Genomic DNA, 23,966 nt, shown 5'->3' with positions numbered 1-23,966 from the left:
CCTTTGCAAACCAAATTAATATCGGAATATAGTATCAGTTTTAAGGACGCAGAGGGAATAGGGAAGAGAGAAATACCCCGCAGCGGGCGCTACGGGGAATAAATATTATTGCTTTTCAGCTGTCACTTCTAGCTCTTCAGCTAAGATGTGCTCAGTAGTTTGTGGCTCATGTTGGCCTTCAGCTCCATGCATCCAAGCTACTAGTTTGTCGCTTAGTAAGTACATGATAACAGCAGAAAGAACCGCTGTTGCGCCTAAACCAATGAAGATACCCATAGCGTTATCTAGCGCTTCTTCACCTTCACCTAGGAATGAACCTACGAAACCAGCAATCTTGTTTGCAACCGCTGTACATAGGAACCAAATACCCATAAGCATTGAAGCTAAACGTAGAGGTGCAAGTTTACTCACCATAGATAAACCAATTGGCGATAAACATAACTCACCTAGCGTGTGGAATAAGTAGAATAATACTAACCACATCATGCTGATTTGTAAGTGCTCACCTTGACCTTGTGTCATAAGCGCTAGGATCATAGTGATGAAACCAAGTGCTAAGAAAATAAGTGCAATAGCAAACTTAACTGGTGAATTAGGTTCACGTTTATCAAGCTTTAACCAAATAATGGCAACTAAAGGTGCAAATACAATAATGAAAATTGAGTTTAAAGATTGGAACCAAGAAGCAGGCACTTCAAAACCAAGTAACATACGGTCAGTGTAGTCGTTAGCAAACAAGTTCATAAGACCACCTGCTTGCTCAAAGCCCATCCAGAAGATAATGCTGAATACACTCATAGTGAAAATAACTTTGATGCGATCAGTTTCAACTTTAGTCAGTGGCTCTTTAGTGTTTGATTCAGATTGAGCTTGTGAAAGCTTAGCCGAAGGTACAACACCAATATCGCCTAAGTATTTGTTACTTAATGCAAGTTGCATAAGTACAGAGATCACCATACCGATACCCGCTACGATGAAGCCCCATTGCCAACCCATTGCTGCTGCAGCATAACCTGCAACAAGTGGACCTAATGCACCACCTAAGTTAATACCCATGTAGAAGATAGTGAACGCGCCATCACGACGTTGGTCGCCTTCTTTATATAGGTCACCTACCATGGTTGAGATATTTGGTTTAAATAAACCGTTACCTAAACAAAGCAGTGTTAAACCAATGTAGAAAACGTTTTCTTCTTGGCCAGCTAAATAGTTGTGAGGAATACCCATAGTGAAATGACCCGCAGCCATTAATAAACCACCAAGGATAATCGCTTTACGTTGCCCTAAAACATTATCAGCTAACCATCCACCCAGTAACGGTGTAATGTAAACAGCCATAGTGAAGGTACCGTAAAGGCTTAGTGCATCGGCATTTGACCAGCCAAAACCACCTTCTTGCACAAGAGCAACTAAATATAATACTAAAATAGCGCGCATGCCGTAATAACCGAAACGTTCCCACATCTCTGTGCCGAACAACAGGAATAACCCTTTAGGATGCCCTAAAAAGTCACCTGCTTTAGGTAATGAACTCATATTTACTTCCTAACTCTAAGATTTTTATTGAGGCCTTATTGTTTTTGCTTTAGTCGTTCTATATTTAGAATGAGTGAACGGGTGGCCATGTTTTTTGATGCAGCTAAGATAATGGTTTGTTGCTCAAGTTTTGTACTTGAAGGAAAGGGACACACCCTTATCCTAGCTACAAGTGCGCTACAGTATACATAGACCTTATGGTGAGGGGAAGATCTTGCGACACTTCCCCTTTGTAGTGCGATAGTTAGTAGTTTGCATAAGGCACAACAGGTTTACCCGGGAAAGCCAGCTCACTGTAGACTGGATTAAAGTAATAACGGAAATACAACTGACCGTAGTTCGGCTCATAAAAATCGGCTCTATCTAGGTTAAAATAACCGCCAAAGAACCAGTGGGGCGTGAACCTGTATTCAAAGCTTGCCCCTAAGTTATACGATAAACCACTGCTGATATCGCCCTCAAAGTAAGGCACAACACCCGTTACAGCAGTTTGTGCCTCAGCTTGGCCTTGTAAAATAGGGTCGTTCGGGAAAAACGCGATGTCGTCAGTGGTGGTGGTAGACCAAGATACCCCAGCACGAAGCCTATAAATAAAATTATGACCAACCCGTTTATCAAAAATAACAGGTAAAGATGCACCCAAGTAGTTTTGTGGGCTGTAATAGCCTCCGTGCCCCCAGGTTTCTTCACTTAAATTATACTTATATGACCAGTGCAATAAGTTAAGTCCTAGGCTTAATTCGGTGTTTATTTCACGAATATAGCGATAATAACTACCACCCATAAGGCTGTAGCTTTGGTTATCTTTAACGTTTTTACCTTGCAAGATTTGATAGTTGGTACTTGCCCAAAAACCCCAGTCTAGGCCTAGGTCATGGGATAGGCTAAGTTGTAATTGTGTTGCTCTAACGCCACCCCATACTTGGTTGGTAAAGACATCTTCTAACCCCGCATACGATAATACAGAGCTGGTGACTGGGCGTTTATTAAACGTGACGCCATAACCAAAATCGCCTAAATCACCTTTGTAATTAACGCCCCACACAATGTCTTCGACTAAAAACCCCAATGGGGTAGTGCCAATATCAAAGCGCCATTGCTCATTTTGCCAGGCAAGGCCAATATCCGTGCCTTGTTGCTCTGGTTTAATTGTTAAAAATGGACAGTCAAAAATACACAGAGCCCCTTGTCCATAGCGACTGCCTGCAAAGGTTTGATCAAAGCGGGTTTCTTGGCTCGATATTGTCATCGGGTCTAGTTTAACAATTCCTGTGCCACCCCAAAGTGGAAAACCAGCTTCAATAGGTGTTGCACCAGCGCCAAGAGTTGACTCATTTTGCGTACTGGTTTGGCTGCTTAGGTTGATTGCTGCAGTGATATACGCCTGCTCATCGCGCTCGATGCTTTGCAATTGACGTTTGGCATTATTGACATACCAAGCTTCATTTTCATCAAGGGCATACAGCTCATAGTTCTGCTCATCAGTTAAATTGCTTGTTGCAGTTTTTTTATCAACGGCTGCACGGTACCAGCTTTGTGCAAGCGTAGTTTGTTGTTTAGCTTGTGCAACTGCTGCCGCTTGATAATAGAGCTCTTGGTTATTGTTTGATTTAGCCAGCAATTGCTCAGCGAGATTAATGGCACTTTGTGTATCTGTAAATTGTTCAAGTGCGGTCATTAATTGCTGTTGACGATAACTTTGCTCAGTTGAAACTTGATTAATTTGCCCAGCAATGATGCGATCAGCTAAATCATCTCTTTGCTGCTGACGAGCAAGTGCCGCAATAGCTAAAGCAGTATCCGTTGACACAGTTTGTCCTTTTGCGGTGTGCTGCTCAAAGCGAGTAATAGCCTCTTTGTTATTGCCTTGCTCGATATGAGCATTGATCAGCGCCTCTGCCAGTTCTGAGTTATCGGGGTATTGCGTTGCAAGTTCAGATAGCTTGGCAACTCTATGATTATTATCAATAAAACGATTAATATAACTAACTTGCAGTGCTAACCATTGTGATTGATCAGCATCGGTTGCGTTCCTCGGCAGTTGATAGTCTGCAAACCAGCTCTCAGCAGCGTTTTTATCGTTGCTTTCAATTAGCCAATTTGCATAAGTCATATGCCAATAAGGGCTCAAGCTTGGGTCACGAGTAAGGGCTCTCTTCAGTTGCCTAATCGCATACTGTTGCTCATTGATTTGCTGCCACTGGCTGGCAAGCTCAGCTTGCATTAAAGGCGTTAATGGTTGAGCTTCTAACTCGGTGAGCTTATAAATCATCGTGGCTTTATTAGTCTCTGTATTGTTGACAGAGAGTCTTTCAAGCTTAGTATTAATGCTTAGCTGCTCTGTTAGTACATTAATTTGTTCAGTACGTGCGTTATTTGGAATGTAATCTAAGGTTGCCAGTGCGCCTTGGTAATCATTTAACGAACGTAAAAATAAAGCATGGCTGTAGCGTAGCTCGGCATCTAACGGAAATTGCCACAAGGTTTTTTTATAAAGTGCTTTGGCATGATCAACCAAACCCTGTTGTTGATATAAGTTTGCAAGGTCGTAGTAAAGCCAGCTTTGGCGAGGACTTTGTTTGATTGCTACCAGTAATACATCAACCGCTTCATCAAGCTTGCCTTGCGCTGTAAGTTCGTCTGCACGGGCTCGTAATTGTTGGGTTTGTAAGAGGGTATAATCCTCAGCAACCAATGCCTGTTGCTGACGAGTTAAACCATTATAAAATTGATGGCTACGTGCATAATTACCATCAGAGGCAGTTAATTCAAGCATGGCACGCAAAGTAGGCTGTTGTAGGGGATCGTCTTTTAGCACTTGCTTATAAAGGTTCATCGCGTTTTGATATTGCCCAGCTTGTTTGGCAAGTTCTGCGCGGTAAAACAACACGGTATTAGGGTCTTCATTTAACGTATCTGCTAAATCAAGTTTAAGATCAGCCTGTTTTAATTCATTGCTACTGATGGCCGATTTAGCTTCATCTATGTATTGCCAAAAACGTGCGGTATTGGCGAGACCTTTTAATACCGTTATGCGATTTGCATCTATGCTGTATTTTTGAGCTTTTTTAAAGTACTGGTAGGCATTGGCATTTCTGCCTTGCCTTAGGTTCAGTAAACCTAGGCTGTTGTATATTTCGGGGTCATCTGGGCGACCCTGCAAGGCGCGTTTAAATAGCGCTTCGGCCTTTGTAAAATTTTGCTTTTCTAGTTCGACACTGCCTTTTTGCCATGTTTTGAAAGCAGGATCGGCTTGTTTTTTTAGCTCCGCTTGGTAATCCTTTTTAAAATCATTAAATTGAAGTTTTCCCTTACTGCTGAGTGGGAAAGCATCTAAATACTGCTCGTAAGCGTGAAGCGTGTTTTTATCAAGAGGCATCGCCTTTAGTGTTGATAGCCATGCACTTTCAGCTTCAACGCTGTAAAAATTACTATGAGCATAATGACTTAATAGATCCAAGCCTTGTTTATTTGTTGGGTTTTTACTTAATAGATGGCGCGCATAAGCAAGCTCGATACGACCGCTGTGCGGATATCGAGACATTAAGGAGCGATAGCCATTTAAAGCATACTCATATTGTTCATCGTCTTGCGCAAGCCAGTTAATATGCTCAAGCTCAAATTCAATACTTGGGTAGGTTGATTTAAATAAGCGGTTATAAATTTTCACAGCCTCAATATACTGACCTGCACGAGCACGTAAACGGGCTTGTTGGATAACCGCCTTGTCTTCGTTATCGACCCGAATAAGCAATGCAATGTTGGCTACACATGGGTGTGATTTTTCAGACAGTTCACTCAGTCGTGAACGTGCTTTTGTCGTTTCTTTAAGGGCATACAATACACGTATTTCAGCACATTTTACTTGGGGGTTTTGCGGCGCAATACTTAACAGCTTTTCTAAGCTGTCAGACATTAATTGCGTATCGCGCTCGACTTCACCTAAATGTATTTGGCTAATTAGCCAATCAATAGACTGAGTATTAAGGTCTTTATTTGTTGCTGCGAATGCACTGGAGCTTGCTAAAAACACAGCAAGTAGCCACTTTATTGGCATTTATTGCTCCAGTTGGTTGTTAAGGCACCGTTTTTATCAAGACTAAAACGTTTTGTCATAAAACCATTGCTAAATAGATAAAGTACACTGTCGTAGTATCGATTAGTTGTAAAGCGTGTATCCATCATTAGTGTTTGTTGAATAGCACCGACAGCTTGTGATTGATTCTCAGTTTCTAGAAGAGGCAGCATCGCAGCGCTAAATCCTGTTGGGCCTGTGCCACGAGTTTTACCGTTAATAGCATTAGTTTGTAATGGCACTTTACCAGATGCAGTTACGCTATTGGCCATGGGTTTGAACTGCTGCATAAGTGCTGTTTTGTATTTTGCATCTTCTGCCATCATACTAGCCCAAAGGTAAACACGAATAGCATTATAGCTCCCTGTTGGCGGCGCATGTTCATCATGATAAAAACCCTTATCGGTATTGTAATTAACCCAATCAGGACTGAAACCTTTGGGAGCAGTGCTAATTAGCATGTCTGCGGAGTTATCATGTAATTGCTGCCACGGTGAATGAGGGTATAACTGGCTAAATTGGGCCAAAATAAATAATGGCGCATAACTAGGGTTTAGTTTCCAATGTGTTTCTTTCTCAAAGCCGTTTGGCCCTGGCAATAATGTAAGGCCAAGGTTGGGAATATAGGCTGTTTCTTCGCGAATAATGCGTTCAGCCATCACTGAGCTAAGTACTGCGTATCGTCTTTCATTCCATAAAATAGCAGCTTGTGACAGGGTGTAAGCAATCCATAAGTCTGAATCAGAAGCGGGGTTAGAGTCTAAAATTTGTGGTTGATTGTTTTTAATCCCCCATTGCCATGCAGGTAAGCGTGTACTTAAGTCACCCTCAGAAAGCTGCACTTCGGTCCACTCGAGTAACTTATCAAAGCTTGCTTTGTCATTAGCAAGTAAAGCGAAAAAAAGTGCGTAAGACTGTCCTTCTGAAGTCGTTATATCGTATTGAGAGCCTAAATCGATCACGCGACCTTCAGGCGAGATAAAGTGGTGTTTAAATGTATTCCATTGAGGCCAAGCCGCACAGTTTTGCTCGGCTGACACATTGATAGACAATGTCAAAACGAATAGTAAAGAAGCAAAGATTTTCATTATGTGTTATCTCCTTCAGATAAACGTTTTTTCGTTAGTAGTGCCAACAATCGCCAAAAAATAAATGAAATAAGTAATAATGTAATAAGCGATAAAATTGCTAAAACAAAGGGGCGATCTGAGAGATGGAACCATATTAAAGTATGGATTGGCACTTGGCCTACATAGTACTGTTCATCCGTTTTAATCGTTTTTATACCCTGACTATTTATGATCGCTGAGCTACCCATAATTTGGGCTGTTTTTTCGTCACTTAAGAGTGTGTCAGATAACAGCGTGTAAGCATCGTCGTTAGTGGCGATTAACGACACCACTGAGCGCTCAGAATCGAACGGTGATTGAAAGCCTGATATTACCGCTAATCGACCAACACTCTTTATGCTTACTTTAACTTTGTCGCTATCTTGTGTGTCGTATGCACCATTGTAGATCGCTTGATCAACAATACGTTGGCTATTATTGATTAACACACTGAGATCACTGTCTTTTGTAAGTGATTGTGTGAATGAGTCGGGCTTACCAATAATGATAATATCTTTATCAGTGAGGTTTAACGGTTCGCTTGGGAACTGGATATCTAACTGATGCGTAGGATAGCCTGTTATCGCTCCTAAGTGACCGGTAAAATTGAGCAGTAAACTGATCGCTTTAACAGAGCTATTTGCCTCCATCAATAATGTACTTTGATGTAAGTCAGCAAATTTAGTAAACGGAAAGCCTGCATTGGCAAAAGCGCGCAAGTTTGGCATTGCAATATAGTGGTGAAAGCGGCTTACATCAATACTTGAACTGCCGTCAATTGCACCAAACTCACCGCCAGCTGGTATTGCACTACATTCACCAGACTTAGAAACAGCAAAGTTAAAATCATAAGTAAGCTGATTATTTGTTGATAAGTCGAGACCATTAAGCTCAAAATCTTGTCGAGATTGGTTCAACTTTTCGTTTGCCAGTAGAGGTAATATGGTCTGGCTTGATAGGGTGTCACTGCTTTTATTACTTAAAATAAAGCCATCAATAAACTGACCGTTTATCAGCATATTTAAACGTGACAGCATGTTTGGCTCAACGGGAGTGTTACGGTAATTTAAGGTAATAGGGATACCATTTTCACGCCAAGTAAATAAGTCTGGTGCAAAGCGTAAATCAAGACGCACTGGCTGACCACGTAAGCCCTCTGACTGTAATTGGGTTGGGTAATCAATAAGCTCAGCAAATGTGACTGCGCGATCTGAGCGCACCCAAAAAGGCGCATCGTAGGCTTTTCTAAGAGGAAGCGTGTTTATGCCATCTATTGTTGCGCTTCGACCCGTCATTACTTTGTAGCCAAAGACTAGACCAACAACGGCTTCTTTTAATTGTGCAGTGTCTTTACCTAATACTAGAAGTACTTTGGCGTAGCGTTGAGTCGGGCTGCTGATAATTTCTACAGTAGGTTTTTCAACATCAGGGTAATTCAACAAAAAATCAGGCTTATTGTTATTGGTGGCAAAAACAACGCTGTGCTGAGTAGGCGCGTGATTGATTTTTACTGGGAACTGCGCTTTGCGCCATTTGGCTTGCGCACCAAAGAAGCTTGATAATGTGGCAGCAGCCTCAAGTGTTTGTTCATCAGGTTGTGATGCAAATATAAAAGGTAAATTGACCTTCGTTGAATCACGGTTATCAAAAAATGGTGCTGGGAAATATTCAAATAAACTGTCAAGTGCTAGTGACTGATTATCAACTGTGATCCGGCTACTTTTACTTAGCTCAGCCCAAATGGTGGCACTGTGATCATCTTGGCAAACGAGGTCATAGAAACCGACAAGTTCAAAGCGAATTTGGTTAAAGTCCTTGATTAACTTGGGATTAAGAGGAACTTTATGCTCATATTTGTTACCAATAAGATTATTTTTATCACCGATGGGTAATACCGTCATTAGGTTTTCATTTAAGAACACTTTTAAGTGAGACACCTTGCCAATCAAAGACGGTGAATGTGTATACGAAAAGTCTAGCGTTAACTGCTTACCTAACTTGTCTAATCGGTTTGTAAAATCAACACGGGCACTATTATTGATACCATCTAACTTGAATGTACTTAACCCTAGGCTTTCAAAGCTCATAGTCAGCGTTTCTACAGGTGCCTGCTCTGGATAGCCATCTTCAAAAATAGCTTTATTTGCAAGAGGCTCTGCACTGACGACCCACTGCGAAAAACTTAGTGCGTAAACAGTCAGCAATAATGTTGATATTGTTTTTATCATGATGATTTTAATGCTTTTATTGGTTTTTTAGGTAATAACGACGCTACAAAATTTAATATGTTTGATACAAATAGAATCAACGGTCTTAATTGATTTGGAGCATGAAATATTAAGTTTTTAAAGCCTCTTAGGCTGGTATAGAAAACATGTGAAAAACTGTATGACGGTTTGTCATGTTTGAAGTTGTCTTGCCAATCAAGCCACGCATCTGCACGTGAAAAAGTACATTGGATAAATGCTTTTTGCTTCTCTAAATCGAGCTCTTTAAGGGTTAACCCCATCAATGAATCACGGGTATTGCAGACATAGGTGTCAAACGAAAATTGTTTTAAACCACGACTCATTAATAGCTCGATTTTATCGTTTACTTGGCACAAATGATTGTGGCCTGTGTCAATACCAACCCCATTATTTGAGTAGTCGGTTACGCGAACTTTGATAGTGCGTCCATTTGCTAAGCGGATGGCAGCGGGGAAGTTGGCTTTGACTCTGTGTGAGCTACGCACTTGCTTTGCTTCAGCTGCAACAGCGACTGCGGCACCTAAAATGATAATATTGTAACTTGCCCATAACATGCTAATGAGTAAAACCCCGATATGAGAACTATCACCAAAGAGTAATCGCGATAGGCCATAAGCCATACCAATTACGTTGATAAGTAACAGTAATATATACGGTTTTGATATTATCCAATCGTAATGCTCTGACTTGTTCAAGCCGCCTTTTTCGGTGACATTGAACTTACCTTTATTTGGATTAATCAGGGCAACCGTTGTGGGTTTTAAAATGTACCAAGCAAGTACTGATTCATAAACCTCACCCCAGAAAGAGTATCGGTACTTTCCTTGGATACGAGAATTGGTCATTTTGACTTGCAATAATGTGGGAACAATATATAGAAATATGGCGATAAAGGGGGCATAGATAATTTGCGCATTAAAGTAAATTAATGCCAGTGGTGCAGTAAGAAAAACAATACGCGGTATGCCCGATAAAAAGTGCAGCATGGCATTGAGGTAACATACGCGTTGCGCAATACTCAAGCCTTTGCCTAATAATGGGTTATCTAAACGGAATATTTGCGCCATGCCGCGTGCCCAGCGAATACGCTGACCTACGTGTGCAGATAAACTGTCGGTGGCAAGGCCAGCAGCTTGCGGAATATTAATGTACGTGGTTTTGTAGCCAGCGCGCTGCATTCTAAGAGCTGTATGGGCGTCTTCTGTGACGGTTTCTACGGCAAAACCCCCAATTTCTTCTAGGGCACTGCGCCTTAAAACAGCACACGAACCACAAAAGAAGGTCGCATCCCACATATCATTGCCATCTTGAATTAACCCATAGAACAGCATGTTTTCATTAGGGATTTTTCGGTGATTTTTTAGATTTCGTTCAAACGGATCGGCTGAGAAAAAGTGATGAGGTGTTTGCACCAAGCACACTTTACTATCATTGATGAACTGGCCCATTGTCATCTGTAAAAATGAGCGAGCAGGGATGTGGTCGCAGTCAAAAATAGCAATGTAGTCGCCATTGGTTACTTTCATCGCATGATTCATATTGCCAGCTTTGGCATGTTTGTTATCAGGACGAGTTAAATAGCCAACACCAATTTGCTTTGCGAATTCGGCAAACTCAGGGCGCTTACCATCATCTAAAATATAAATGTTAAGCTTATCTGCTGGCCAATCAATACTTTGAGCGGCAATTGTTGTTGGTTTAACGACATCAAGTGGCTCGTTATACGTTGGTATATAAATATCGACAGTCGGCCAACTAGACGTATCTTTACTCAATGCGATCGGTTTACGCTGTAATGGGTTGATGGTTTGAAAAAAACCTAAAATTAGCACTAACCAAGCGTAGGTTTCTGCCAGCAATAAGCCGATCCCTAATACAAGGGCAAGTGGATCGCCAAAGTTTAGTGTATCTGAATAGCGCCACCATAGGTAACGTGTTGATGTTGTGATTGCTAAAGTGACTAAGACAATCGTTGCCATTTGACCCTTTACTCGTCTCAAAGAATATGCGACGACTAAAATTAAACTAATAAATATTGCTTGTGCTTCAATACTAAAAGGCACAGTGACAAACACTGCAACAGCGAAAAAGAGCAGCACTGCAAATAACACTTTTAGATAGCGGTGATGCCACAACTTTGAATCAAAAGGTTGTCGATAAGGTGCTGCTTTTACACGCTTTACACTAAATGACCATGTGCGTTTGCAAATTCTTACTAACAGCCGATCGATTAAATTTAAATAGCGAAAAAAAGCACTAACCTTTTGGCAAGATAGTATGTTGCTTTTATCGTTTGATGTTTTGTTTGTTACTCTAAATAAGGCAAGGTAAAACGCCTGTAATAAAATACGGACACAATTGCTAGCAGTGAATACAGGCTGATTTATATGCGGAAAATAATATGTTAGCTTTTGTTTTATTTGGTATTTTCGTTGCTTGTCTAACTTTATAAATACAGACGTTAGTAATAAAAGAAACGGCAATGTGAATGCGCCAATCAGGCTCATTTTGTGTTGGTTATAGTAACCATGAAATTTATAAAAAACAAAGCGAACGAGCTTCTTAGTCAAAAAGAAGCTTAATATTATTCTGCTGACTCGCTCAGGCCAACTGAGTGTTTTATTGTGGTTATTTGTCATAACTTGCACGGCTTACAAGCCAGCCTGCGAGTGTTTCAAAATCGTCATTGGCAACACTGTACGGAGCACAATTGATAGCAACATTGCGAAAAGCGGTGGCTTCTTTAATCACTTCGTCTTTATTAATAAATAGCGGTGCTAGCAGCGGCAATTCCGATTGCCATAATTGTAATAGGTCGGACTCAATTTCTGAGGCTGAATGGTATTTGTTGATTAAAAAATAGTGCTGCCAAGTTGAAGTAGCCGTTTTTAGAGACTGTAATCGCTTATATGCCAAACTATGACAAATGGCATCACAGTTAACGATTTCAAGTACTATATCATTGCTATTTAGTGGATAGCGAAGCACATCGATATGCGCAGGACAATCGAATAACATCCATGTATTTTCATCACAATCAAGTTGCAATGAGTGTTTGATAATACTTGAAAAATCAAGCCCCATATTGGTTTGATTACCATAGGGTAAAAAAATGACGCCATCATTATCTTGGTGAAACTGCTCGCAAGCAGAAGCAAAATCAGCGTAATCAGTCCATCCTAAGCGGTGTTCCCAAGCTAGTCCGAAATGAAGCCCTAGATCTCCTTTTTGGTCTAAGTCTATGACAAATACAGACTCATTTGATTTTCTTAACGCGCAGGCAAGGTTTGCAACCACTGAGGTTGTGCCTGTGCCTCCTTTAATTCCTTTTAAGAAAACTCTTTTCATGATGACTCTTTAACTACTTTATTATTCTTGTGTATTGGGCATCTGCTATTGCGTTTGAAATATCGCTAATAAGAGGATACTTCTCTATTGTTTTACGATTTTTTTCGACATCTGTAATTTCGACATACTCTTGCTGCCTGCCACCAAACTTTTGCAATAAGTTGTCTATGTCGTATTGAGTTAATGTATTCGATTTAGTTACTGCAAAGTTATTCATTTAAAACTCATAGAAAAATATTTGTTTAAAAAATATCAACAAGCGATGGACATAGCCTGCATTATATATAGAATATCGCTTAAAACTAGTACTAAAGTATTTTTTTAAAGGAAATATTTGTGTCATATTTAGACATAACAGGGTTAAAGGCTGCGTATTCTGAGTTAAGGCGAGGGGCAAGCTATGCGTTTCTTTCACCTTTAAATAGCCAGCTTTTGGAGTTAGTTGGGCATATGTTGTCTAACAATAAAGAACCTGTATTTGTCTTGTCTGAACAAATTGATTTGTTTTTTGATAACCAAGGCTCGGATGTTTTGTTTAATTTATTTGAGCAAGGGTTACTCTATCCGTTTCATTTACAGCATAGTAATAACGTATCAAAAAGCGCCTCTTTTTCACGAGGCATCATCCGAGAATTAAAGCACTACAAACAGCTACAAAATAGCAGTGTCTTTGTGCATTTAGACTCTGCTGTTATCGCATCACTAAGCGATGAGCAATTAATTGAGAAGCTTACCCTCTACCAAGCACTCACTAAAACTAAGGATGTGACTTTAGTCTTTTTAATTTCAGGTGCGCAGCTTGGTGAAGCGAGACAGCGATTACACGCTATGAATCGCTTTTTTGATGGTTTAGTTCATATGACAAAAGAAGCGTCAATTCGCTCGCTTGAGTATGATTTTTGGGCGCATAGAGAGGGTGTAATTGCTGGACGTACAATTAACCTGCAATTATTTAATGGTCAATTAGCACTAATAGATTCAGACGTTAATCGTACTGTAGAGAGCGATGTATTATTACAACAAGATTTAGACGAAGACGAGGTATGGCTGACTAGGAATGCAGTTCCTCAAGGTACCAAGCTCCCGGCTTCATTTAAAATGATAGATGATAATGATACTTTGTTTTCAATCAGTCTAACTAAGAAGGCGGCAACCATAGTTTTTGCTGTTTCACGCCATACAGACTTATTAGCGTTAGCTAAAGATTGTTTTTCACTTCGTAAAAAGTGTGGTCGAAAATTAAAGTTGGTAATACAAAATGTAGATGGTGTCATTCGTCACCAAGATGAGTGCTTATTTTTAACGCTCGGTGTAAATCTTATTTTATATAGTTTTTCAGAGCCATCACGTTTGTTATCTCAAATTCAATCAATTCAAGGGTTTCAATTTTCTAGAGCGCTTCCTCACTCATTGGATGATGTGCTTAAAGAAAGCGAAAATGTATTATCAAAAGGTTATTTGCCAATCACGAAATTTTCTGAGCAAGTATTAAAGCACAGTGATTCAGCAGCTAATTTAGGTGTCAGTGGGGTGTTTGTAAAACTTCAATTGTTACCAAGAATAGATGCTATTCATCCGCTGCATTTATTTCACGTAAAACGAGAGGGGGACATTCTTAGTTATGCAGATGGGTATATCTATTTGTACCTTCATGCTTGTCGTGAACACGATGTAGAGAATGCGATTAAACATTTGTTTAAGTTGCAAATAAGTGATTTCTTTTCATCAAAAAATATCATTGCAGATCATTTTTATATTCAACAGGCGTGTCGACGTATTCACCAACGCTATGCTGACAGCGATGTACCTGATTACACAAAAGAATTGCAAAATAATGTGAGAAATATATTAGATGCAAAGCCGGCAGGTATCGCAAACTTGGATAAAGAGAAGCCTGAATTTAGAGAGCTTAGCCGGCCAATTTCAGAACAGGTTAAAGTGACCTTAAAAAGCGAAGTATTATGAGCTTAAATCAATTTTTCATCACCTTTGCTGTTGCATTGGTGTTAGGGCTCTTTGTTAGTAAAGCAGGTAAGTTACTGTTTAAAAGAGCTTTACTTTTATATCGCACATTGACATTTAGGCATGTGATATTGACCCCCTATACCCCTAAAAAGCAAAAGAAGGATAACAAGTGAGGTTGTCAGGTCTAGGTATTTGGAATTTATATTTTTTAATTAAGTTTGTATTGTTTAGCCAAGGAGCTATTTCCTTTGATCTATTTGCAAATTTAGCGTTCTTTTGTTTTCTGGTTATTTCATTTGATAAGGTTTGGTTAACACGGCTTAAACAGGCTATCAGTGTCGTCATTGGCATTGTCTTGATGTATCAGGATTCTTGGCTGCCGCCTATTTCGCGTTTAACAAAGCAAGCAGATAATTTACAAGATTTCAGTATTAGCTATTTTTTTGAAATAGCCTTTCGCTTGATCAATTTAGATTTTGTCTTCGCTTTATTTATTGCAATTGTTTTTTATTTTCTAACTGTTAAATGGTTACGATATACCAGTTTATCAGTTGTTGGTTTTATCTATGTATACTGGCTTGGCTCAACACCTTTAAATGATAGCTCTTCACCGGTTTTAATGGCTACTAATGAAAAAGCTCAAACGCCTGTCACTGTGACGCACAGTGCTCAGCAGAGAACACCAGATCAACAGCTAGGTGACTTTTATCAACAGCAATCGCAGCTTATTAGTCAGTTTCCGAAAGCCTTTAATGGCGAACCATTTGATGTTGTTGTGCTTAACATATGTTCATTGGCTACGGCAGATCTCAATGCAATTGGCGTAAAGCCTAGTTCACTTTTTGCTAATTTTGACATTTTATTTAGTCAATTTAATTCTGCGACCTCGTATAGTGGTCCGGCAGCTATTCGCTTGCTGCGAGCAAGTTGTGGACAAACAAGCCAAGCTGACTTATTTAAACCTGCCAGACAAGAGTGCTTACTATTTAATAATTTGGCAGAGTTAGGATTTAACACAAATGTGGCTATGAATCATGATGGACATTTTGATGATTTTATTGGCTTGATCAGACAGTATGGTGGTGTTTCGGTACCTAAACTTGATTTTAGTAATCTAAAGCCTGCTCAATATGGTTTTGATGGTGAGCCTATATACTCTGATGCTGATATTTTATCTAATTGGTCGAAAAAGCATCAGAATAGTCAGCAGCCTCAAGCACTTTACTACAATACCATTAGTCTCCATGATGGCAATCAAGTTGCTGGCCGTGAGAGGATGAATAGTTTGGCAAGTTATCCGCTTAGACAGCAACGTTTATTCGATGACATTGATACTTTTATTAGTCAATTAGAAAGTTCAGGGCGAAATGTATTGCTTGTGGTAGTGCCAGAGCATGGCGCTGCTTTAGAAGGTGATAAGCTTCAGTTTGCAGGCTTACGAGAAATTCCGAGTCCTTCTATTGTTTCTGTGCCAGCAGCTGTGAAGTTTATTGGCCCTAAAATACAGCATTCTCAGTTAACCGAAGTAAATGAAACGATGAGCTATTTTTCGTTATCTGAGCTTATTAATAATGCCTTTGAACTTGATATATTCGCCGCTAAAGTGCCTGTTAAGCGTGTATTAGATAATCTGCCTACCTCTGCGAAAGTAGCAGAAAATCAAGACACAGTAATGATGTATTTTAAAAATGAACCTTATATTCAGCTTGATGGTGGAGAGTGGACGAAATATCCCGGTAAATAGACAGTTTACTTAAATTTGTCCAAAATTCTTTACAATAGACTACCCAGTTGATGGGACTTAGCGTATTATTCTCATACTATAGGTTCCCGTTTTTTGAGGATGTAATGCGTTTAGATATCCACTGTGCTGACCGAATAGGTATCGCACAAGAGATTCTCAATATCTTGGTGAGTTACCAGGTCGATTTAAAAGGCATCGAAGTAGATTCGGTAAATTGTCGTATGTACGTCAGTTTCCCACCTATTGAGTTTGAACAATTCCAAAAAATTATGCCATCAATCCGCCTGATTGATGGTGTAAAAGATGTCCGTACCACTGCATTTTTACCTTCTGAGCGAGAGCATAATGAATTAAATACATTACTGCGTGCATTACCTGATGGTGTTATTTCTATTGATGCAAAAGGGTGGGTGCGCTTGTGTAATGATGCTGCTTGTCGCGACCTGCAATTATCTGAAAGTGAGGTTATAGGTGCCAACATCAATAACTTGCTAAAAGGGTTTAATTTTACTCGTTGGCTTGAAGGGAAAGAGGTTCTTGGTCAAACCACACGGGTAGAAGTGGCAGGTGAAGACTTTATTGCAGATATTTTGCCTATTTCTGTACCACAAGGCGCTGAAGGGGATGTATTAGCTGGCGCGGTGATTAATATTAAGTCGCAAAGTCGCCTAGGTCAGCAAGTGAGTGCGTTTCGTCGTTACGGCCAAGAAAGCTTTGCTACCATACATAATTTTAGTACAGCAATGCGCCGTGTTGTTCGCGAGGCGCGTAAAATGGCGCAGTTAGAGGCTCCGATCCTCATAACAGGTGAAACCGGTACTGGTAAAGAGCTCTTAGCTCGTGCCTGTCATTACGCGTCAAATCGTTCTGTAAAACCATTTATTGCATTATCGTGTGCTTCACTGCCGGATGATGTCGCAGAGTCTGAATTATTTGGTTATGCGGGCTACGAAGAAAACGCAGCACCAAAACGCGGCGTTTTAGAGCAAGCTGATGGTGGTACGGTATTTTTAGATGAAGTTGGCGAAATGTCGACTCAGCTGCAAACTAAGCTACTACGTTTTTTACAAGACGGTACCTTCCGTAAAGTTGGCGATGAAAACGAAGTAAAAGTAAATGTGCGTATCGTTGCTGCAACACAAAAAGATTTACCTGCTATGGTTCAAGAGGGCACATTTAGAGAAGATCTATATTATCGTATCAATGTACTAACTCTAGAAATTGCACCACTACGCGATAGAAAAGCTGATATTGGCCCGTTAGCAGAGCATTTTATTCAAAAATATGCCCAGCAGAATGGTCATTCAGTACCTGTATTATCGGAAGATTGCTTACGTTTTTTACAGGATTATCCTTGGCCTGGAAACGTCCGCCAATTAGAAAATGCGATTTACCGTGCTGTGTCCTTGTTAGATGATAACGAATTACGTATTGAGCACCTGCAGTTACCAACTTTTACCCATGATTTAGGTTATCTTGAGTCTGACTTTGAAGGAACCTTAGACCAAGCGGTAAAACGTTTTGAAGCAACGCTATTGCGTAAGTTATACCCTGCATACCCAAGTTCTCGTCAGCTCGCTAAACGTTTGGGGTTGAGTCATACCGCAGTGGCAAACAAACTTAGAGATTATGGGATTAACCGAAAGACTGTGAAGGTTTAATGGTAACAGCTTGCAATACTATTTAATTAAGCAAAAAAGGCTTAGGTGAAAACTAAGCCTTTTACTTTTCTATTGAATACTATTGTTTGGTACCCATATCTTTGGTGACACCATCAATGGCGATATTTTTTATACCATCGTGATCGAATTTGATCACGATACTAATATTATTGCGGGCAAAAAAGTAATCTCGGTTATCAAGGCTAATTACGTAATCACCTTTAACAGAATCACTGAACTTTCTCTTTTCAAGTTTTAAGGTGTGATCGGCAATATTCCAACTAAAGCCTTCAATGAAGCCATTATTGAATTCTTGAACCCACACTTGCTCTTCATCTTTACTAAGCGTGATGGCTACAGAGTAAGATTCTGGTAGTGACATGTCATAACTTTTATCGCCAATGGTGAACTTCTCAGCTTCTTGTTGCCACGCAAAACCAAACTTAAATGCCTTTTCGACACCCGTTGGATAGCGTAAAGAGCCCTCACCAGGAAAGTTAAAGTCAGCAAATGCTGAGCTGGTGAAAAAGCTTGCACTAAATAGAGTTACCAAACTAAATAATTTCATTAGGTTATTCTTTTTTTATACTAATATATGCACAGATTAGAGCAGATTATTCGCCTTAGCAATATGCTGTGATACACTTTGTGCATTATCAACTGGTTAGACCTTTACTGTGAACCTCTATTTTCGACTAATACTGCTGTTTTTTAAAATTAAACGTAATCGTGATTATCAACAATTATTAGACACGATTGATATTGAATTCAAAGCGTTACCAACCGATTGCGATATTAATTTCCATCTGACTAATTCTCGTTATTTAGCGATGATGGATCTTGCTCGTACCTGGATGACTGAGCGAGTAGGCTTACTAAAACATATTATGAAACGCCGTTGGTTCCCAATCGTTAATGCGACTGCAATTACCTATATTCGTGATATCAAACCTCTTCAAAAATACACAGTGAGTACGCGTTTAGTTGGCTGGGATCATAAATACTTTTATATTGAGCAAAAGTTTCACTCTGAGCGTGGTCTACATGCGATTGCTTATGTGCGTGGTGTATTTAAACGTAAGAATGGCGTTGTGAGCGTTGAGGAAATGCTTGAAGTCGCTGGCTTTAAAGGTGTAACACCTATTTTGCCAACAGAAGTGATGCATTGGAAAGAAATGTTAGAGCAAAAGAAACTAACAAATAAATGATACCAATTTAGTGATTAATAAAAAAATGCCAGCTTAGCTGGCATTTTATGGCTTTAAACTCAGTTTACTTCATGCAAACTGCTTCACTAACAAATGTTAAATCGCTTACATGTGACGGGCCTTCCATCACGAATGTCGCTTCTGCTGTGTTTTGATCTAAGGTATAGATTTTCGCATTCTCACCGTTTTCTCTACCTGAAATATAAATTGTACCATCATCAGCAATTGCAAGGCCTGATGCCCAATTAACACCGTGCTCACCGACTTGGGTTAATTCAAAACTACCCATATCTAAAGTATAAAGTGCTTTACCTGTTAAAACGTATAGCACGTTGAAGTCACTTGAGTATGCAATGTCGCCATCAGAGAAAGTATCCCCCTCATACGAAAGCTTCCCTAATACTGTTTTCGCACCTGTTGCTAGGTCAAAATCGTACATGTATGTTTTGCTTGTAGCACGTAAAGATAGGCCATCCGGGGTTACCGTCGAGCGATAAATCGGGAATGATGTTACATCTGCAACTTCAGCTTGTGTGTCAGTGGCTAAATCTAGGCTGTAGATTTTTGATGCTTTACTACTGCTATCAAGCTGCTCCATGAAGTAAAGCATACCATCTTTGCTAGCAATGTTTGATGCTGTATTGTTAAGGCCAGCAATAATCGACACAGCGCTTGACTCTGGATTAAAGTGATAAACGTATCCCTCTGTTTCTGAGCCAAAGTTGTTGATGCCGTATAAACCGGTAGTAACAGCACAAGGTTCAGCAACTTCTGTCACAACAACGTTATCAATAAAACCACCAATACCTGCATGACTACCTGTACCTGCTAATTCGATAAGAGAACTTACATCCGTGCCTTCAACAGTGTAACTATACTTAGTCCAACCACGCTGAGTCGTGTTTAATGCTTCTAGTAATTCACCATTCCAAAACACCTCAACATTATTAACATCTTCAGCATTATCTACTCGACCAGAGTAGTAAAAGCTAAATTCATATTGTTTACCAGCTTCTGTAGGTATCTCTTGAAAAGCGCTATAAGCACCATTTGAATTTAACTCTAAGTACTGCTCACCATCTTGAGCATCAATCTTATTTAAAGAAGACGATTGTAATTCAAGCCAAAGATTTTCATTGGCGCTCCAGTCAGTTAAGTTTTCAAAAAATTGATAACGGCCATCAGCAGAGGCTACTCTGTCTACTTCGAAAGAGCCATTTTGAACTAAGTTTGTTGTTGGGTTTGTAACTTCTATAACAGATATATTATCTACTAATCCACCATAGCCGTTTGCTGCACCGGCACCGGCAATTGCGATTTCAGATTTTGTTCCTGTAGCTTCGATAGTATAGGTGTATTTTGTCCAACCTTTTTGACTACTATTTAAAGCTTCTAATAATCTACCATTCCAATATACCTCTATATTATTTGTACCTTGTGCACCGTTAACACGTGCAGAATAATAGAGGCTAAATTCATATGTTTTACCAGGAGTTGTTGTTATTTTTTGCGAGATACGATAATTTTTTGTTGAGTTAAGTTCTAAATACTGATCACCATCTTGTGCTGTCATTTCCTTTAAAAGGTTGGTTTGAACTTCAAAATATACACTTTCACTGCTGCTCCAATTTGAAAGTTCATTATAAAGCTGCCAAGTACCAGATCTTTCACTTATTTCATCAGCTTCAAATGAACCATTCTCAACTAAATTAGTATTTGAAACAGCAAAAGTTGATGCGATAGCTAAAGGTAATATTGCTAGTTTTGATATTTTTTTAATCATGATTAACCCATTTATATTTGGTTTTATTTATGTATGAGTTAATTTTATTTTAATTAAAGTGGTTTTCAATTGTTGTTTGTGTTTTCTTGTTTTGGCTAGGTTTGTAATTTTGTATGTTATTGAAAGTTATAGGTTAAGATGCTTCTAGGAATTTTCATATTATTTTTTGGCTTTGTTTTATACTTTACTATTGTGTTTATTTTAAATTTTAGTTTGTTTTTATTGTTTTGGTGGTCGTTATTAGGGTTTTCTTTAATGCTATTTAAAAGCTTGTTTTTTCTTTTTAGTTTCGCGAGATAAAAAAATGCCAGCACAAGCTGGCATTTTATGGCTTTATATCAATTTACTCGAATGAGCAAATTGCTTCACTAACATAAGTTAAATCATTAACATGTGCAGGACCATCCATTACGAATGTCGCTGCAGCAGTATTTTGATCTAGAGTATAAATTTTTGCGTTTTCTTTGCTTTCACGGCCAGATACATAGATGGTACCGTCATCCGCAATCGCAATACCAGATGCCCAGTGAATACCATGCTCACCGACTAATGTTAACTCAAAGCTGCCTTCATCAAGGGTGTATAAAGCTTTACCAGTTAGTACGTAAAGCACATTATTGTCACTTGAGTAGGCAATGTCACCATCAGTGAATGTATCACCCGAGTATGTTAATTTTCCAACGATGTCCTTCTCACCGGTCACTAGGTTAAAATCATACATGTAGGTTTTACTTGTAGCCCGTAAAGTCTCGCCATCTGCTTTCACTACAGAACGGTAAATAGGGTATGAAGTGGTATCAGCAACTTCTCCTTGCACACCACTTAATAGATCATAGCTATGAATCTTTGAAGCTTTCGTTGTGCTATCTAACTGTTCTACGAAGTAAAGCATACCGCCATAACTTGCAATATTTGATGCAGTATTAGACACGCCTGAAACAATGGTTACAGCATTTGACTCTGGGTTGAAGTGGTAGATGTAGCCTTCGGTTTCTGAACCAAAATTATTAATACCATATAAGCCTGTTGTGACAGGGCAAGGCTCAGGAACTTCAGTTAAAGAGATGTTATCAATATATGCACCATATGAATCAGAGGTTCCCGCACCAGAGAACATTATTTCAGATGTACCGCCAGTTGCTTCAACAGTGAAGTTATATTTTGTCCAACCTCGAGTAGTACTGTTTATTAAAGCTATAGAGGTACCATTCCAAAAAACTTCTGCTTTATTTGTTGTTTCATTTCCTTCTGAACGAGCAGAATAGTAAAAGGTTAACTCATACTTTTTACCTGCTTGTGTCAATACATTTTGTGAGATGCTGTAATTTTCTGTTGAATCAAGCTCTAGGCGTTGCTCACCATCCTGTGCTAGTAAGCTCGTTTGTTTGTTTGTTTGTATTTCAAATTTAGCATTACTGCTTCTAGTCCAGCCTGGAATTTGATCAAATAACTGCCATTCGCCGTTATGATCGGTTACAGGATCAGTATTTTCGAAAGAACCATTTTCTACCAAATTTGTACTAGACATTGCAATGCCAGATGCGATAGCTAAAGGTAAAACTGCTAGTTTGGTTACAAATTTTTTCATGACATTCTCCGTTATGTATTAATATTAAAATTCTAATATTATTCGGCTCTTTTTCAAATGTATATTAGTCTGTTTATATTAAGTGTTGTCGAGTTTAACTGTTAACCTGTTGACTTTTATTGCGTTGTTTTTATCTAGGAAATTTCTTATTTTAAAGTTTGTTTTTTTTGATTTATTTTTGGGTAGGTTTTTTGTATTTGTGTTTTTATTTTTTCTAGTTAAAAAGTTATTGATTTTTTCGAGGTGTTTTTTCTGAAGGTCTTATTTATTGTGTGTTTTATTTTTCATATTTGTTACGCGTAATTTTAAATCAATGTTGAGGAGAGGTTTTTATATAAAAATGATGGGATGTTGAAATAATGCCAGTATTAAACTGGCATTAAAATATCAAATGTATTTATTCAACTGAGCAAACTGATTCACTAATGTAAGTTAGGTCATTCAGATGTGCAGGACCGCGTAATACAAAAGTTGCTTCAGCAGTATTTTGATCTAGCGTATAAAGTTTCGCGCTTTGACCACTCTTTCTGCCAGTAACGTAGATAGTACCATCATCGGCAACTGCTAGGCCTGATGCCCAATTTACACCATGCTCACCAACTAAAGTTAGTTCTAACGTGCTTTCATCTACAGTGTAAAGTGCTTTATCAGTTAATAAGTAAAGTACGTTATTATCATATGAATAAGCTATATCACCGCCAGTGAACTCTTCACCTTCGAAGCTAAATTTACCTAATACTTCTTTCGCCCCAGTTTCAAGGTTGAAGTCGTACATGTAAGTTTTGCTTGTTGCACGCAAGTTAAGTCCATCAGGAGAAACTGTCGAACGGGTAATAGTGTACGAGTTAGTATCTGCTAGTTCGCTTTGTGTATTTGTTTCTAAATCAAGACTATAGATTTTTGAATCTCTAGTTTCGCTATCTAACTGCTCCATAAAGTAGAGCTTTCCGTCTTTACCAGCGATATTTGCAGCAGTGTTAGTAACACCAGCAATTGGTGAAACTGCAGATGTTTCTGGATCTAAGTGATAAATGTAGCCTTCAGTATCAGAACCAAATTTATTAATCGCGTATAAACCAGATTTAACTGAGCAATATTCTGCAACTTCAGCGACAGATACATTGTCTATAAAGCCACCGGTACTACCACCTGTTCCAATACCTTTTAGGGTGATTTCTGAACTGGCTTCACTCGCTTCTACAGTAAAGCTGTATTTTGTCCAACCTTTAAATTTAGCATTAACAACGCCTAAAGATTCACCATTCCAAAATACTTCAACTTTACTAGCTGTGTCATCGCCAGAAGCACGTGCTGAGTAATAGAAGCTAAATTCATACATTTTACCAGCTTCTGTTGATACAACTTGAGACACGCTATATTGTTGCGTAGAGCCAAGTTCTAGGTATTGTTGGCCATCTTTTGCTTTAAGAATACCCAAACTATTTGTTTGTACTTCAAAAGGGGCATTAGCGCTGCGTGTCCAACCTGTAATTTCATTGAATAATTGCCATTGACCACTAACAACTTCTGCTTCAAATGATCCATTTTCAACAAGATTTGTGTTTGCTACAGCAAACGCTGAGGCAACCGCTAGTGGCAATACAGCTAACTTACAAACTAAATTCTTCATAAAATATCCTTTCTTTGATTAGATAAAGTGTTTTTATCTTCTTTATTTTCATCCTTTATATGAATATTTT

The 23,966-nt window shown here is 39.1% G+C and carries 15 protein-coding genes; 4 read left to right on the top strand and 11 right to left on the bottom strand.

Annotated elements, in window-relative coordinates; translation table 11 throughout:
* Window positions 1–105: 105 nt before the first annotated feature.
* From E5N72_RS13880 to bcsR, 7 genes are all read right to left on the bottom strand, one after another.
* Window positions 106–1,536, bottom strand: coding sequence for a peptide MFS transporter (locus E5N72_RS13880; RefSeq protein ID WP_135925676.1), 1,431 nt, complete (start codon window positions 1,534–1,536; stop codon window positions 106–108).
* 244 nt (window positions 1,537–1,780) lie between these two features.
* Window positions 1,781–5,593 carry a cellulose synthase subunit BcsC-related outer membrane protein gene (locus E5N72_RS13875; protein ID WP_135925674.1) on the bottom strand — a complete coding sequence of 1,271 codons (3,813 nt, stop codon included), beginning with the start codon at window positions 5,591–5,593 and terminating at the stop codon, window positions 1,781–1,783.
* Entirely contained in the window at window positions 5,584–6,699 is a 1,116-nt protein-coding gene (gene bcsZ, locus E5N72_RS13870; RefSeq protein ID WP_135925671.1) for a cellulose synthase complex periplasmic endoglucanase BcsZ, read from the bottom strand. Before bcsZ ends, E5N72_RS13875 begins: the two co-directional genes overlap by 10 nt.
* The gene (gene bcsB, locus E5N72_RS13865) at window positions 6,699–8,948 is read right to left on the bottom strand and encodes a cellulose biosynthesis cyclic di-GMP-binding regulatory protein BcsB (RefSeq protein WP_135925668.1); all 2,250 of its coding nucleotides are present in this window, start codon (window positions 8,946–8,948) and stop codon (window positions 6,699–6,701) included. Before bcsB ends, bcsZ begins: the two co-directional genes overlap by 1 nt.
* On the bottom strand, window positions 8,945–11,608 hold the full coding sequence (gene bcsA / locus E5N72_RS13860) for a UDP-forming cellulose synthase catalytic subunit (RefSeq protein ID WP_135925666.1): 2,664 nt from the start codon (window positions 11,606–11,608) through the stop codon (window positions 8,945–8,947). Before bcsA ends, bcsB begins: the two co-directional genes overlap by 4 nt.
* Entirely contained in the window at window positions 11,598–12,317 is a 720-nt protein-coding gene (gene bcsQ, locus E5N72_RS13855; RefSeq protein WP_135925664.1) for a cellulose biosynthesis protein BcsQ, read from the bottom strand. The genes bcsA and bcsQ overlap by 11 nt, the downstream gene beginning before the upstream one ends.
* Window positions 12,318–12,330: 13 nt before the next feature.
* Entirely contained in the window at window positions 12,331–12,534 is a 204-nt protein-coding gene (gene bcsR, locus E5N72_RS13850) for a BcsR/BcsP family cellulose biosynthesis protein (protein ID WP_135925662.1), read from the bottom strand.
* 119 nt (window positions 12,535–12,653) lie between these two features.
* Here bcsR and bcsE point away from each other — a divergent pair, with 119 nt between their 5' ends.
* The 3 genes from bcsE (at window position 12,654) to tyrR (ending at window position 17,687) form a co-directional block, all read left to right on the top strand.
* Complete coding sequence (gene bcsE, locus E5N72_RS13845) at window positions 12,654–14,282, top strand: cellulose biosynthesis protein BcsE (RefSeq protein ID WP_135925659.1); 1,629 nt, start codon at window positions 12,654–12,656, stop codon at window positions 14,280–14,282.
* A gap of 169 nt (window positions 14,283–14,451) precedes the next feature.
* Window positions 14,452–16,026, top strand: coding sequence for a cellulose biosynthesis protein BcsG (gene bcsG / locus E5N72_RS13840; RefSeq protein ID WP_135925657.1), 1,575 nt, complete (start codon window positions 14,452–14,454; stop codon window positions 16,024–16,026).
* Window positions 16,027–16,130: 104 nt separating this feature from the next.
* Entirely contained in the window at window positions 16,131–17,687 is a 1,557-nt protein-coding gene (gene tyrR / locus E5N72_RS13835; protein WP_135925654.1) for a transcriptional regulator TyrR, read from the top strand.
* A gap of 79 nt (window positions 17,688–17,766) precedes the next feature.
* Here tyrR and E5N72_RS13830 read toward each other — a convergent pair whose 3' ends face one another.
* Window positions 17,767–18,255, bottom strand: a complete 489-nt coding sequence (locus E5N72_RS13830) for a hypothetical protein (protein WP_135925652.1) — start codon at window positions 18,253–18,255, stop codon at window positions 17,767–17,769.
* 109 nt (window positions 18,256–18,364) lie between these two features.
* On the opposite strand from E5N72_RS13830, the gene E5N72_RS13825 reads away from it, so the two are divergent.
* A complete protein-coding gene (locus tag E5N72_RS13825; RefSeq protein WP_135925649.1) occupies window positions 18,365–18,895 on the top strand; it encodes a thioesterase family protein in 531 nt (176 codons plus the stop codon).
* Between the two features lie 64 nt (window positions 18,896–18,959).
* Here the strand turns inward: E5N72_RS13825 and E5N72_RS13820 are convergent, their stop codons facing one another.
* The 3 genes from E5N72_RS13820 to E5N72_RS13810 form a co-directional block, all read right to left on the bottom strand.
* A complete protein-coding gene (locus E5N72_RS13820; protein ID WP_135925647.1) occupies window positions 18,960–20,678 on the bottom strand; it encodes a DUF642 domain-containing protein in 1,719 nt (572 codons plus the stop codon).
* Window positions 20,679–21,021: 343 nt separating this feature from the next.
* Window positions 21,022–22,266: a DUF642 domain-containing protein gene (locus E5N72_RS13815; RefSeq protein ID WP_135925644.1), complete on the bottom strand. Its 1,245-nt coding sequence runs from the start codon at window positions 22,264–22,266 to the stop codon at window positions 21,022–21,024.
* 397 nt (window positions 22,267–22,663) lie between these two features.
* A complete protein-coding gene (locus E5N72_RS13810) occupies window positions 22,664–23,896 on the bottom strand; it encodes a DUF642 domain-containing protein (protein WP_135925642.1) in 1,233 nt (410 codons plus the stop codon).
* Between the last annotated feature and the right edge of the window lie 70 nt (window positions 23,897–23,966).

Source organism: Pseudoalteromonas sp. MEBiC 03607, from assembly GCF_004792295.1.
GTDB classification, from domain to species: Bacteria; Pseudomonadota; Gammaproteobacteria; order Enterobacterales; family Alteromonadaceae; genus Pseudoalteromonas; species Pseudoalteromonas lipolytica_C.
The sequence above is the reverse complement of the archived record's forward strand: the minus strand, read 5'-3'. Positions and strand labels throughout refer to the sequence as shown.

Bases quoted from the DNA above. Each gene is read 5' to 3' on its own strand.
- bcsA (WP_135925666.1), bottom strand. From the start codon at position 11,608: ATGACAAATAACCACAATAAAACACTCAGTTGGCCTGAGCGAGTCAGC.
- E5N72_RS13810 (WP_135925642.1), bottom strand. From the start codon at position 23,896: ATGAAGAATTTAGTTTGTAAGTTAGCTGTATTGCCACTAGCGGTTGCC.
- E5N72_RS13820 (WP_135925647.1), bottom strand. From the start codon at position 20,678: ATGATTAAAAAAATATCAAAACTAGCAATATTACCTTTAGCTATCGCA.
- E5N72_RS13815 (WP_135925644.1), bottom strand. From the start codon at position 22,266: ATGAAAAAATTTGTAACCAAACTAGCAGTTTTACCTTTAGCTATCGCA.
- bcsB (WP_135925668.1), bottom strand. From the start codon at position 8,948: ATGATAAAAACAATATCAACATTATTGCTGACTGTTTACGCACTAAGT.
- tyrR (WP_135925654.1), top strand. From the start codon at position 16,131: ATGCGTTTAGATATCCACTGTGCTGACCGAATAGGTATCGCACAAGAG.
- E5N72_RS13830 (WP_135925652.1), bottom strand. From the start codon at position 18,255: ATGAAATTATTTAGTTTGGTAACTCTATTTAGTGCAAGCTTTTTCACC.
- bcsR (WP_135925662.1), bottom strand. From the start codon at position 12,534: ATGAATAACTTTGCAGTAACTAAATCGAATACATTAACTCAATACGAC.
- bcsQ (WP_135925664.1), bottom strand. From the start codon at position 12,317: ATGAAAAGAGTTTTCTTAAAAGGAATTAAAGGAGGCACAGGCACAACC.
- bcsZ (WP_135925671.1), bottom strand. From the start codon at position 6,699: ATGAAAATCTTTGCTTCTTTACTATTCGTTTTGACATTGTCTATCAAT.
- E5N72_RS13875 (WP_135925674.1), bottom strand. From the start codon at position 5,593: ATGCCAATAAAGTGGCTACTTGCTGTGTTTTTAGCAAGCTCCAGTGCA.
- E5N72_RS13880 (WP_135925676.1), bottom strand. From the start codon at position 1,536: ATGAGTTCATTACCTAAAGCAGGTGACTTTTTAGGGCATCCTAAAGGG.